Origin of the sequence: Paenarthrobacter nitroguajacolicus (assembly GCF_029952445.1) — a bacterium.
In the GTDB taxonomy this organism is placed as follows: Bacteria; Actinomycetota; Actinomycetes; order Actinomycetales; family Micrococcaceae; genus Arthrobacter; species Arthrobacter nitroguajacolicus_B.
Genome location: NZ_JAQPPK010000053.1, coordinates 1 through 12,274 on the forward strand (window position 1 = coordinate 1; position 12,274 = coordinate 12,274).

At 64.5% G+C, this 12,274-nt stretch carries 11 protein-coding genes and 2 pseudogenes; 8 read left to right on the forward strand and 5 right to left on the reverse strand.

Features of this window, described 5'->3' with window-relative positions:
• The 5 genes and pseudogenes from PJL15_RS22210 to PJL15_RS22230 form a co-directional block, all read left to right on the forward strand.
• Window positions 1-118, forward strand: a 118-nt coding sequence (locus PJL15_RS22210; RefSeq protein ID WP_281453310.1) for an integrase core domain-containing protein, incomplete at its 5' end; no start/stop codon positions are given.
• Window positions 94-306, forward strand: a pseudogene (locus PJL15_RS22215) (VOC family protein); the annotation flags it as partial. The gene PJL15_RS22210 and the pseudogene PJL15_RS22215, both read left to right, overlap by 25 nt.
• Before the next feature lie 21 nt (window positions 307-327).
• Complete coding sequence (locus PJL15_RS22220; protein ID WP_281453300.1) at window positions 328-1,275, forward strand: 1,4-dihydroxy-2-naphthoyl-CoA synthase; 948 nt, start codon at window positions 328-330, stop codon at window positions 1,273-1,275.
• An 8-nt stretch (window positions 1,276-1,283) separates the two neighbouring features.
• Window positions 1,284-2,423: an AMP-binding protein gene (locus PJL15_RS22225; RefSeq protein ID WP_281453301.1), complete on the forward strand. Its 1,140-nt coding sequence runs from the start codon at window positions 1,284-1,286 to the stop codon at window positions 2,421-2,423.
• 53 nt (window positions 2,424-2,476) lie between these two features.
• A complete protein-coding gene (locus PJL15_RS22230; protein ID WP_281453302.1) occupies window positions 2,477-3,358 on the forward strand; it encodes a 1,4-dihydroxy-2-naphthoate polyprenyltransferase in 882 nt (293 codons plus the stop codon).
• Window position 3,359: 1 nt separating this feature from the next.
• On the opposite strand, the gene PJL15_RS22235 is transcribed toward PJL15_RS22230, so the two are convergent.
• On the reverse strand, window positions 3,360-3,671 hold the full coding sequence (locus tag PJL15_RS22235; RefSeq protein WP_281453303.1) for a DUF4229 domain-containing protein: 312 nt from the start codon (window positions 3,669-3,671) through the stop codon (window positions 3,360-3,362).
• A gap of 87 nt (window positions 3,672-3,758) precedes the next feature.
• Between PJL15_RS22235 and PJL15_RS22240 the strand changes: the two genes are divergently transcribed.
• Both PJL15_RS22240 and PJL15_RS22245 read left to right on the forward strand, forming a co-directional pair.
• Entirely contained in the window at window positions 3,759-4,193 is a 435-nt protein-coding gene (locus tag PJL15_RS22240; RefSeq protein WP_281453304.1) for a PLD nuclease N-terminal domain-containing protein, read from the forward strand.
• A gap of 6 nt (window positions 4,194-4,199) precedes the next feature.
• A complete protein-coding gene (locus tag PJL15_RS22245) occupies window positions 4,200-4,799 on the forward strand; it encodes a hypothetical protein (RefSeq protein WP_281453305.1) in 600 nt (199 codons plus the stop codon).
• Here PJL15_RS22245 and PJL15_RS22250 read toward each other — a convergent pair.
• The 4 genes from PJL15_RS22250 to PJL15_RS22265 all read right to left on the reverse strand — a co-directional run bounded on the left by PJL15_RS22250 (window position 4,780) and on the right by PJL15_RS22265 (window position 11,901).
• Window positions 4,780-6,258: a dynamin family protein gene (locus tag PJL15_RS22250; protein ID WP_281453306.1), complete on the reverse strand. Its 1,479-nt coding sequence runs from the start codon at window positions 6,256-6,258 to the stop codon at window positions 4,780-4,782. The genes PJL15_RS22245 and PJL15_RS22250 overlap by 20 nt on opposite strands.
• On the reverse strand, window positions 6,255-8,141 hold the full coding sequence (locus PJL15_RS22255; protein WP_281453307.1) for a dynamin family protein: 1,887 nt from the start codon (window positions 8,139-8,141) through the stop codon (window positions 6,255-6,257). The genes PJL15_RS22250 and PJL15_RS22255 overlap by 4 nt, the downstream gene beginning before the upstream one ends.
• Before the next feature lie 141 nt (window positions 8,142-8,282).
• Window positions 8,283-9,650 carry an IniB N-terminal domain-containing protein gene (locus PJL15_RS22260; RefSeq protein WP_281453308.1) on the reverse strand — a complete coding sequence of 456 codons (1,368 nt, stop codon included), beginning with the start codon at window positions 9,648-9,650 and terminating at the stop codon, window positions 8,283-8,285.
• A gap of 175 nt (window positions 9,651-9,825) precedes the next feature.
• Window positions 9,826-11,901 (reverse strand): LuxR C-terminal-related transcriptional regulator, encoded by a 2,076-nt coding sequence (locus PJL15_RS22265; protein WP_281453309.1) that lies wholly within the window; start codon window positions 11,899-11,901, stop codon window positions 9,826-9,828.
• Between the two features lie 73 nt (window positions 11,902-11,974).
• Here PJL15_RS22265 and PJL15_RS22270 point away from each other — a divergent pair.
• Window positions 11,975-12,274, forward strand: a pseudogene (locus PJL15_RS22270) (hypothetical protein); the annotation flags it as partial.

The window sequence follows — 12,274 nt, forward strand, 5'->3', positions numbered from 1 at the left end:
CCGACGAGAGGCCCTACCCGCCTGGATCCACTATTACAATCACCACAGGCCCCACACCGCACTCGGGAACAAACCACCCGTCAGCCGGCTAACCAACCTCCCTGGGCAGTACAACTAGGTGACAGCAAACGTCCCACTGAGCCCTCATTGCGACATTTACTGTTACCTACTTGGGTAACCCGGACGGACGCTGTGCGCAAAGAACTTGAATCCCGGGGCGCCAAGCACCTCTGGACCGCCAACCAAGGACCCCACGAATGGCACATCATGGCGGACCCGGAAGGCAACGAGTTCTGCATCAGCTGAGGCCATTACTAGACTCGGACTGTGAACAACGATCTCCCTGCCAAGGTTTCCGACATCTTTGACCCCTCGCGCTGGCGCACAGTTTCCGGCTTCGATGATTTCAAGGACATGACGTACCACCGACAGGTCGAGCGCACGGCTGACGGAGTCAAGGACCTTCCCACGGTCCGTATCGCCTTCAACCGGCCGGAGGTCCGCAATGCATTCCGTCCGGGCACCGTGGACGAGCTCTACCGTGCCATGGACCACGCCCGCATGACGCCGGACGTGGCCACCGTGCTGCTCACGGGCAACGGGCCCTCCGAAAAGGATGGCGGACACTCCTTCTGCTCCGGCGGGGACCAGCGGATCCGCGGGCGGGACGGTTACCGCTATGCAGACGGCGAGACGCAGGAATTCATCGACCCCGCCCGCGCCGGACGCCTCCACATCCTGGAAGTCCAGCGGCTGATGCGGACCATGCCCAAGGTGGTCATCGCCGTCGTCAATGGTTGGGCGGCAGGCGGCGGTCACTCCCTGCACGTGGTCAGCGACCTCACCATCGCCTCCCGCGAGCACGGCAAGTTCAAGCAGACCGACGCCACAGTGGGAAGTTTCGACGCCGGATACGGCTCCGCGCTGCTGGCCCGCCAGATCGGGCAGAAAGCCGCGCGTGAAATCTTCTTCCTTGCCCGCGAATATTCCGCGGAAGACATGGTCAGGATGGGCGCCGTGAACGAGGCCGTGGACCATGAGCGCCTGGAAGAAGTCGCCCTGGAGTACGCCGCAGACATCGCCCGCCAGTCCCCGCAGGCCATCCGGATGCTCAAGTTCGCGTTCAACCTGGCAGACGACGGCCTGGCCGGGCAGCAGGTCTTCGCCGGGGAAGCCACCCGCCTGGCCTACATGACCGACGAGGCTGTTGAGGGCAAGGAAGCGTTCCTGCAGAAGCGCGATCCCGATTGGTCCAGCTTCCCCTACTACTTCTAGGACTCCCTGTGAACGTCGATCCTGTCCTCAAAGCCCTGATGGCTGCCCTCCATGGCGAGGGTCCCGCCGTCGAAATCGTCACCGGCGACGACGGCGAGCCGCAAGCCATTCCCGTGGAGACCGGCGTCGAAGACGCGGCACTGGTGGTCCGAACCTCCGGCTCCACCGGGACGCCCAAGGCCACCATCCTGACCATCGATGCCCTCGCGGCGTCGTCCGTGGCAACCGCCATGGCCCTGCGCGGCGAAGGCCAGTGGCTGCTGGCGCTCCCCCTGCAATACGTGGCCGGCGCGCAGGTTTTGGTCCGCTCCCTCTACGCAGGAACGCGACCGTGGGTGATGGACCAGTCGGACGGCTTCACGCCCGAGGCTTTCACCGCGGCGGCCGAGGAACTCACGGACAAGATCCGGTTCACCTCCCTCGTCCCAACCCAATTGCAACGGCTCCTGGATTCCCCTGCCCCGGAAACGCTCGCCGTACTGCGCCGTTTCAACGCCATCCTGCTGGGCGGCGCGCCGGCGTCGCCCGAGCTGCTTGCTGCCGCCCAAGCGGCGGGCCTGAAGGTCGTCACCACGTACGGCTCGGCCGAGACCTGCGGCGGGTGCGTTTACGACGGCGAGCCGCTGGACGGCGTCGAAGTCCGGATTGGTGAAGGCGAACTGGAGGGCCGCGTCCTGCTGGGCGGTGACACCGTGGCAGCCGGATACCTGGATGCTGCCCGCGCTTCCAAAGCGGCGTTTTTCGAGGAGGACGGCACGCGCTGGTACGTCACGGGCGACCTCGGTGAGCTGTCCCCGGACGGCAAGTTGACCGTGCTTGGCCGGGCCGACGACGTCATCATCACCGGCGGCGTCAAGGCCTCCGCCGCGTACATCCAAAGCAAGCTGGAAGAGCTCGACGGCGTCAATGCTGCTTTCGTCGCCGGCGTTCCGTCGCGCGAATGGGGCCAGGCCGTTGCAGCTTACGTTGCCGTGGACGATCCCAGTCCTGAAGGGACCAAGGGATTCACGGCCCGCCGCGAAGCAGTGCTTGGCGTCCTGGCACCGAAAACAGTGCTGGCCGACAAGGAATTGCTGATGCTGCCGAACGGAAAACCGGACCGGCTGGCCATGATTGAACAGCTTTCCAATCTGCATCAGGGACAATAGACAAGTTCTTCCCCCCAACTGAGATCAAACGCGAAACACACGAGGTACTACACGTGGCGACAGCTGCACAATGGATCCAAGGAGCCCGGCTCCGCACCCTGCCCGCGGCCATCGCGCCGGTCCTGATCGGTTCGGCAGCGGCGTACGAGCTCCAGGCTTTCCGGTTGCCGAACGCGATCCTGGCCGCGCTGGTTGCGCTGCTGCTGCAAATCGGAGTGAACTACGCCAACGACTACTCGGACGGCATCCGTGGGACAGATGAGGACCGGGTGGGTCCGCTGCGACTCGTGGGGTCGGGCGCCGCGAAGCCGGAACAGGTGAAGTGGGCAGCGTTCGCACTGTTTGGTGCCGCGATGGTGTGCGGACTGATCCTGGTGATCATCACCCAGACGTGGTGGCTGATCCTTGTTGGAATCGGTTGCGTCCTCGCAGCCTGGGGTTACACCGGCGGCAAGAACCCCTACGGCTACATGGGCCTGGGCGATGTATTTGTCTTTGTGTTCTTCGGACTGGTTGCCACACTGGGCACCACGTATACGCAAGCCGGGCAGGTCAGCCTGGCGGCAGTCATTGGCGCGATCGGCACCGGCCTCATCGCATGCGCCTTGCTGATGGCCAACAACGTCCGGGACATTCCCACGGACACCGCGGCCGGGAAACGGACCCTGGCGGTTCGCTTGGGCGACCGGCACGCCAGGGAAAGCTACGTGCTGATGCTGGCCGTCGCCATCCTGCTGGTCATCGTCCTGGCGCCGACCAAGCCGTGGATGTTGATCGTGCTCCTGCTGATCCCCGCCTGCCTCATGCCGGCATGGCTGATGGTCAACGGAAAGAAGCGGAAGAGCCTGATTCCAGTGCTCAAGCAAACGGGCCTGATCAACCTCGGCTACAGCCTGCTGTTCTCGCTGGGGCTCATACTGAGCCGCGGCTTCTAAACTATGCCGTGCCCGGACGCTTGTCGTTGTTGACGGCAATGTCCGGGTTCTGCTCCACCAGGCTGTCCTCGGCCGCCGCGTCTTCCACCTCGCCGGCGGAGCGGATGGGCTTGGCCCGCCCGGAGAAACGTTCGCGCATGGCTGCCGTGGCGGCGTCGCGCTGTTTCTGGAAGAACAAGTAGCTGATGGCGAACGCGATCAGGCCTGCGAACACCACCGCCAGGATCCAGCCAACCTGCAAAAAGGCGAACAGTACGAACAACGGCACGAACAGCGCCAGACGAATGAGGGAATACTTCAGGAAAGCCACCATCCAAGTTTAGCCGCCCGGATGGTTGCACTCTGATCACGGCCCAAACCGGGCGCCCAGCCAACGGCCTCCGGGCACTAGACTTGATGCATGCTCCGCGTTATTGGCGTCGTCGTCGTCCTTGTTGTCTTCGTCTATGCCTTGGTTGATGTCATACGTACGGACCGCCACCTGACGCGAGGTATTTCAAAAACCGCTTGGATCATCGTGATGATCGTCCTGCCGCTGTTGGGTGCCGTCCTGTGGTTCATCTTCGGACGCCCCTACAACAAACCCACGGCCGCACCTGCGCGGCGCCACCCCACCGCACCGGATGACGACCCCGAGTTCCTCCGAAACCTGGAAACCCGCCGTCGCAACCAGGCCGAAGAGGACCGACTGAAAAAGCTCAAGGCTGATCTTGAAGCCAAAGAGCGCAAGCTCCGCGACAAGTCATCGGACGGCCCCGGCGACAACAAGGGCTTCGGCTCGGGTGATGCCAAACGCGGTGAGCCGGACACGCATGATACCGACGAGCTGAAGTAGGTAAACATGGCCCAGCAAGCTGATGGTTCACGGCAGTCACCTTCCACCCCATCAGTCAGCGGGCCGCCCGCTTCACCTCCGCCACCCCAGCGCCCCGGCATTTCACTCTCCTCCCCGCCTCCCATAGCCGCAGCAGTAAAGCCGCCAGGCCCGGCCCGATGGTCCCGCGCGCTATGGCTGGCAAGTTTCGTGGCCGGCATTGCGGTGGTGGTCACCGGATTCCTTGGTCGCGAAAGCCACTTCGAGCGTTTAAAAGGCCTCATCCAGTCCATGGTCCCGGACGGTGACACCAAGGCCATCGAGGGAGCCACCGCCGTCGTCTTCCTCGGCAGCCTGGCCATGATCGCCTTGGTGGTGGCCATGGAAGCCGTCCTCGTGGCTGTCCTCTTCAAGCGGCGCACGTGGCCTCGGTGGGCCTTGGCCCCCACGGTCCTCCTCCACGCCGTGGTCACCGTAATCACCGCAGACTATGTGGTGGCCCCAGGCGCCGACGGTGCCTTGGCCACAGGACTCCTCGCAGCCCAGTTCGTCCTCGCCGCGGCGGGCCTGATACTGCTGTTCCTTCCTACAACAACAGCCTGGCTGCTCAGCGGACGACGGGCATAGCCGCCAAAACCCCTTCGCAACTACGAAGGACCATACGGCAGGCTTCCACCGCCGAGGATTCAAGCAGCATCGGGTTTTCGGCGATCTGCCGCCAGCGGTCCAGGGCGTTCCGCGCAGCTTCCGCGATCTCCGCAGGCCCTGCGTCCGGTGGGAGTCCCAGCCTTCGAACCGGCTGGTTGCCTTTGCCACCCACCAGGCGCTCCGCTTCCTCGGCCTGCCCCGGCGGCAGTGCCACGCCACCTGTGCGCAATTGCCCCAAGAGCCGCAGTTCCCGGAATTCATGTGCCCCGGCCAGCAGCTCTTCCAACGCCGTTTCCAGGAGGGCGGCCTGGCTGGGTTGGGCAGCGCGCACCAATGATTCCAAGCCGACGACGACGGCACGCGCCTTAAGGGCGTCGGCCCGCGTTTGGAAGAGCGAAGCAATGGTCTCCTGCAGCCGGCCCAATCCGCTGCGCCGCGCCAATTCGTGTGCCAGCTCCGTGGGATTGCCGGTTCCGCCCCTGATCAGGGCCACCGCAAGCCTGATCCCGAATAACCCGAACCGTTGGACCAGCGAAGCCTTCAACTCCTGCGCCAGCCCGTCCGGTCCTGTGGAACGGACAAAGCGGTCAACCGAGAGCATCATCCTCTCCCGCTGGCTCCGCTCCATTCCCGCAAGGAGCGTGAGGGCATCCACATCCGCCTGCCGCATGGTCCGGGAACTCTGCGCCAGCAACCCCGCCACCGGTACAACTCCCAAAGCCAGCGGTTTCAGGTTTCCGTCCTGGCTGTACCTGTCGGCAATAACGGCAGCGGAGATGAGCGAATCGATCCTGCCCGCACCTATTTCGTCCGCACGGGACAGGACAGCCAAGGCATTGACCGTCCCGGACTTCCCTGCGGCGGTGTCCTTGAACGATTCCAGGAAGCGGACATCCGAGGCGTGCAGGTGGCGCATCAAGTAGACGACGGCGTCAGCCGCGGTGGGTGCGTCTTCGGGCAGCAGGAAAGCGGCGGACCTCGCGGAGACGTCGCTGGAAAGGGAAGCGATCCCCGGGGTGTCGATCAGGGTGAGGTCCCGAAGACCCGCCGATGGCCAATCAACCACCAGCTTCTCCACGTCCTCCGCTTGGAATTCCCCCAACGAAAACACCAAGCGGCCATCTTCCCGGTTCACCGGAAGCGCCTGCGGCCCGCCCGTGAAGGGGTGGAGGGTGATGCGCGGAGCGTGCCCGTAGCGGTACCACGTAACAACCCTTGTGCACTCTCCTGCGTCGGTGGGCGCAATTTCCTCGCCGATGATGGCATTGAGAAGGGTGGACTTTCCGGCTTTCACCATCCCGGCCACCGCTATGCGCAAAGGCCCTGCCAGGCGTTGATCGAGTTCGTCCAGCTCCGCCAACGCCATCGGGTCCCCGTGGAAGACCTCCCGCGCCTGCCGGAGCAGATCAGCCGCGCCGGCGATCCCGGATTCGATCATCCCGCCGGGACCGTCGAGGACGCCTGAACTGCCTGCTGTGCATCGGCCCCCTCGTCCTGGAGTTGCCTGGCCACTGCATTCAGCGAATCCACCACTTTGAGCTGGTTCTTGATCTCCCTGATGCGCAGTTCCCTTTCCGCGGCGTAGGAGGCTGCTGCTTTTTGCGCTGCAGCCACGGACTCAGTAAGGGAACGGTGGTGTTCCTCTGCAATGTCCGTGAAGTGGTCCCGGGTGGCGCGCTGAACCAGCCGCAAGCGGTCCTTGAGTTGCTTGCCCACCTGGAATACGACGTCGTCCACTTGTTTGCGCACCAGGAGCTTGGCCTCGGACTGCCGCCGTTTCAACCTGGCTTCCTGCTCCTCCCGGTAGGCTTTCCGCCCCAGCATGAGCCCGGCCCCCACGGACAAGGGGTTGATCAAGGCCAGCCCGAACAAGCCGGTCAGCAGGCCAAACATGAGCACCCCTCCGTAGGACCCACGCATGCCGATCAACAGCTTCTGCACCGGTCCCATGCGGCCGTCTTCCATGTCCTGGATTTCCGCAACGGGATCAAGCACGCCGCCGGTATCCGCGACGTGGAGGGCAGGCAAGGCAATTTCGTCTTCGGAGAAGTGCTCTGCCACTTGGCCGGCCAGCCACTGCGCCCGCTCGTTGGTCCACACAAAAGTGTCCGACACCGCGGCCGCCACGCTTTGCTCAAGCCACTTGGCGAACTGTTCCCACGCCGGACCCGGATCGCCCTGATCAATAGCCGTCTCGGCTTCACGCTGTATGCGGCGCAGACGGTCTTTGAGGTCATATTCCATGTCCGCAATGAGATCGCCAATCCCATCATTCAGTGTGGTCTGCCAACGCGCGGACTTCTTGCGGAGGGCGTCCGCATCCTCCTTGGCAGCCTTCAGGCCCGCGATCATCTGCGGAGTATCCTCAGGATTTTCCAGCGCAGCGAGTTCCGACCGCAACGCCAGCATGAGGTTCCCGGTGACCGACACGAGGTCGTTGCCCACTGAACGGCGCTGGATGCGCGAGGCTTCGCCCACAATGTTCTTTCGAAGGTGGGAGACCAGCACAGGGAAACCGGACTCCTCGTTCAATTCAGTGTCCTGAAGCCGCGCGGCCTGGAGACGCAGCTCCGAGGACACCGGAAACAGCGGAATGTCGGGCCCCACCCCGGCCAAGTGCCCCCGGTCAAGGTCGGCGATCTGCCGCCACGCCGGATAGAGGTCGATCTTGGACAGTACGCAGGCCACGTTGGGGCTCACACGCATGGCCTGGCGGAGGAATCGCATTTCAGGCTCCGTGTACTCCTGGGATGCATCGGAGACAAAGAGCATGGCATGGGCCGAGGGCAGAGCGGTGAGCGTGGTCAGGGTGTGGCTGGAGCCCAGGCCTCCCACACCGGGTGAATCCACCACCACGAGCCCGCCGGTCAGGAGCTTCCTGGGAAGTGCCACCTCCGCGGCAACAATGTTCCTGGCGTTGCCCGGATTCCCCTTTTCGGACACGAAGTCCGCGAGCTCAGCCAAGGGCACCGGCCGGCGTTCCAGGCGCGCGTCGGTGCGTGCTTCGCCGTCGACGCCGCTTTCGGGTCCAGCTGCGTCAGCGTCGGGAACGAGGACAACTGCCGACGCCGGATCACCGTGCCGTACCACTGTGGGAACCGTGGTGGCGATATCGTCATCCACCGGGCAAACAGGAGCGTTGACCAAGGCGTTGATTAGCTGGCTCTTTCCCTGTTTGAACTCGCCCACCACGATCACCCTGACGCTTGGATCCTGCAATCGCCTGAGCGTATTTTCCAGTCGACGCCTGAGGTCGTTCCGGTCGCCCGCCAAGGCAATTCCCTGCTCCACAAGGGTGGTCATGCGTACTGTTTCCGCCACGGTTCTTCCTTTGCTCAGATACGGCGCGTGCCGTCGTCGTCCAGTGACCCGAGGCCACGAAGTGCCCGGCAGGATTACGCCTGCCGGGCACTGCCGGGGGTGTCGCGCTTTGCTTGCTACTCCTGCGCGGGCTCCTTGGACTTAGTCGATGTCGACGTCATTCTTGGCAACCACAACCGAGTCATCGATGTCGTTGTACTCAACATCGAGCTCGTTATCCGCCACGATCACGTTGTCTTCGACGTTGGTGTAGTCCACATCGACGTCGCCCACGGTGGTGGAGTTGTCCTCGGTGTAGGTCAACTCGTTGTCCGCCACCACGATGGAATCGTTGATGACGTTGACGTCGTCCACTTCCACGTTGGTGGAGTTGTCCTGCGAGTACTCGAGGTCGAGTTCGTTGTCCTGGACCACCACGGAGTCGTTCACAATCTGTACGTCCTCCAGGTCCACATCCACGTCCGTGGAGTTGTCGTTGAAGGAGTCCGTGTTCGTTGTGGTGTTGGTGGTGTTCGTTGTATTGGTGGTGTTCGTCGTGTTCGTCGAGCTGTCCTCGTTGAAGGAATCCTCGATCTCCACGTCCACATCCACGTCGGTGTTGTAGGAATCGACGGTGTTGTTGGAATCCTCTGTTTTGTAGGAGTCCTCCGTGTTGTAAGAGTCCTTGATCACCGAGTGGTCCGAGTAGTCGTTGCCCACCGAAACGTCGTTGTTGTCGCCACTGGTGTTGACGTTGACCGAGTTGTCCACCGAGTGGTCATCGGTGTTGGTGGTTGTGGTTGTTGTGGTGGTGTTGCCGGAGTTGGTGACATCGTCACCGGCAGCGATGGCCCCGTCTCCGGAGGCAGTGACGGCGTCCTGGTTGAAGAACTGTGTGACGTCCCCATCTGCCCAGATGTTCTGGTTCACGGACTGGTCTGTGATGGTGTCCCGGTCATCAATGGTGGTGGTGTAGGAGTAGTTGTTCACCACGTGGACAAGCTGCTGCACGGCATGTGCGTGGTCGTCATGGCCACCGCCCCAACCGCCGCCGGCGCCGCCACCGCCGTTGCCGTGATCGTCGTCGTGCTCGTCATCCTCGTGGCTGCCGCCCCAACCCCCGCCGGTACCGCCACCACCGTGATCGTCGTCGTGCTCATGGTCATCGGCACCGCCGCCCCAACCGCCACCGGCACCCCCACCACCGCCGCCGTTATCGTGGTCGTCGTCGTGGTTGGGACGTCCACCACCGGTCCAGCCACCGCCGTCGTGGTCATTGGCGGGGCGTCCGCCACCGGTCGTGGCGTGGTTGCCACCGGTGTTGTACTCACGGTCGAACGATGACCGGGCATTGATGGGTGCGTAGTCGAGGACCACCGGACGAACGGCGTCCACATCTGCCGAGGAGACATCCCGCAGGCCGGCGGCGGCGAGGGCCGTCTCCGGATCGCGAACGAAGTCTTCGGCGGCATCGGGATCGTTGAACAGGCTCATCAGGAACTGCACGAGCTGTTGTGCGAGTGTTGGCATTGGAGTGCTCCCTCAAATTCTGTGATGGTTGGTAATTGGCCCGGCGCCTTTGCCGGGCTTGCATTCAACGTATTGCCGGGGCCAAAGACCGGGCATCGGGGCTGGTCCCCCTACCCCGCCGCTTGGCGTTAGGGGATTGCGGGGATGTGCATTAGGGGGTTGCAGGGATTGCGGCCTACGGAGGCGGGTACCCCTCCCCCAACGCAAGGCGCAGACGGACCAGGAGTTCGGAACGGTTTTCAGCCCCCAAACGGCGCCGCATCCGTGCCACGTGGTGCTCCGCAGTACGGGGTGAGATGTAGATGGCTTCACCGATCTCGCGGTAGGTCTTCCCTTCCAGGATCAGCCGGCCCACTTCGCGCTCCCTGGGGCTGAGCCCGGAGGTGTCCTGGAAGCCTGGAGCTTGGCCATCCCCGGCCAAAGAAGATACCTCAGGCGCGGAAAGAGCAGGACGTTCCGTACCCGGGACAGAAGGGGAGGCTGCGGAGACGCCTTGGGGGTGGATATCCCGGGCACAGGCCAGGAGCCTCACCATGTCCCGCCGCTCCCCGGCATGCGCGGCCGCATGGCCTGCCAGCCGTGCGCCCTCCCACGGCAGCCCCACAGCGGCCAAACCGCGGGCGGCTGATTCGACGTCGGGCGCTTCAAACCGCCCGGCCAACACCGAAACCCAGGCTTTGCCCGCGGTTGCGAGTACGGATGCCAGATGGCTGTGTTCCGAGGCCCGCACCAGGGCGGCAGCGTGCGGCGCGAGTTCCGCCGGGCTTTCGCCCAGCAACGCGGCCTGCACGCCGGCCCAGTGCAACGGCACCGACCACAATGGAGCATCCGGCACGCGGGCAAGAAACTGCCAGACACCGTCCAGGTAATATCCAACCCGTCGGGTCTCCCGCAACCTGGCCGCGGCAATCATGAGTTCGCCCCAGGGCAGCAGGTTGTACAAGTCCACGGACACATGCATCATTGCCTCGCGTGCCCGTTCCCAGGCCAGCACCAGTTCGTGGACCTCGCTGCCGCGGCGCGCCAAACCGACGTCCAATGCAGCCAGCAGGAAGCCATCCCGGGGCGACAGGGGCCAATGGTTCGCCTTCACGGCTTCATTGGCCGCCAAACGCGCTTCCTCGGCGTTGTCCTGTTGCATGGCCGACCATGCCTGCAACAAGAAGAGCCTGGGACGGGCTGTGTCGCCTCCTTGGCCGGCGGCAAGGGCCGCTTTGAGCAAGGTTTCCGCAATGCCGGGTTCGCCGGTGTGCAGGGCGCACAGGGCGGCAAGGGCCGCAGGCGTCTCGGGCAGGGGAATCGATGCCCCCGCAGCGTTCATCATGTCCGATGCCCTGATGAGTTCCGGCAACGCCATGTGGGGCGTTGGCCCCAGTGTTTGGAGCAGGCCTTGTTGGGTCAACGACAAAGCCACGGCCAACAGCGTGGGCGAACCTGCCGTGGCTGCGGCAGCCGCCAACTGCGAAGCCTCCGCTACGTGTCCCGACCCGATCAAGGCCACAGCCGCAAGGGGCGCCGAACCTTCAATCCTGTCCGGACCCAACCAGCTGTACGTGTCGGCGCTGCGTGACAGCATGCCCCGCTGTGCCCAGACTGCCGCAGCGACGTCAACACCCAGGCGAAGGTCAGGGGCGCCCGGTGTCGCCAGCAGCCGGTCCACGATCCTGCCGGCGGTGTCCAGGTCGCCAAGTGCCGCTGCAGCCCTGGCCCGCCTGGCTGCGGTGGATGCTTCTTCTCCCCCGGAGAGCAGCGCCTCAGCATAGATTTCAGCCGCCAGACCGGGATCGGCTTCCAGGACCGCATCTGCGGCACGCTCCAACTCCGCTACGACGCGGGGATCCTGAAGCCCGTCCCGCGCAAGCTGCCGTGCCAGCGTTCCCAAGGGACGGCCCTCCGCCGACATCCTGTCCACCAGTTCCCGCTGCAGGGCCCGGATCTGTGCCGGTGGCGTGCCGGTCAGGAGCGCATAGCGGACCGTGCCCACCACCGAACCGTCCTGCAGCATCAAACCTGCATCCTTCGCAGCGTTGATGACCGAGTCCAGGTCCTCACGGTGTTCCAGGCTGCCAGGCAGCGGGGAGGGCAGGGAAAAGCCCACGGCCAGCGCCAGCAGCAGCTCACGGACCGCCGCGGGATGGCCCGTCAACACCGGCGAAGACAGGCCGGACTCCGGGTCACCGGAAGGAACGTTGGGCGGGTGATCGTCGGGCCCGGGCGGAAGCTGCCCTGCCTTATGGTCCTGTCCCGTCATGGGTCACACCGCCGGGGTCAGCGCGGGATCCGGAAGCGGGCTGGTCTCTGACGGTATTGGCACTGGGTCCTGAGTGACACTGGGCTCGGGTTGCGGAACAGTCGGCTCCGGCGACGGCGGCACGGGGTCCTGGGTGACACTTGGCTCGGGCTGCGGAACGGTGGGCTCCGGCGACGGCGGCGGGATGACGGGGTCCGCCGGAATAACCGGCGGTGTGGAGGGATCGGTCACCGGTGGCGGCGTCGTAGGTGGATTGGATGCTGGAGGTGGTGTGGGGCCGCTAGCAGCTCCGCCCGTGGGCTCCGGTGAGGGGGCGGCCGGAGGGGTGGTGGAACCACTGCCGGGCGTACCCGGTGTGCCCGCGGTGCCGCCC

Excerpts from the sequence above, each read along its gene's own strand:
- PJL15_RS22245 (WP_281453305.1), top strand. The coding sequence starts at position 4,200 with ATGGCCCAGCAAGCTGATGGTTCACGGCAGTCACCTTCCACCCCATCA.
- PJL15_RS22260 (WP_281453308.1), bottom strand. The coding sequence starts at position 9,650 with ATGCCAACACTCGCACAACAGCTCGTGCAGTTCCTGATGAGCCTGTTC.
- PJL15_RS22265 (WP_281453309.1), bottom strand. The coding sequence starts at position 11,901 with ATGACGGGACAGGACCATAAGGCAGGGCAGCTTCCGCCCGGGCCCGAC.
- PJL15_RS22240 (WP_281453304.1), top strand. The coding sequence starts at position 3,759 with ATGCTCCGCGTTATTGGCGTCGTCGTCGTCCTTGTTGTCTTCGTCTAT.
- PJL15_RS22235 (WP_281453303.1), bottom strand. The coding sequence starts at position 3,671 with ATGGTGGCTTTCCTGAAGTATTCCCTCATTCGTCTGGCGCTGTTCGTG.
- PJL15_RS22250 (WP_281453306.1), bottom strand. The coding sequence starts at position 6,258 with ATGATCGAATCCGGGATCGCCGGCGCGGCTGATCTGCTCCGGCAGGCG.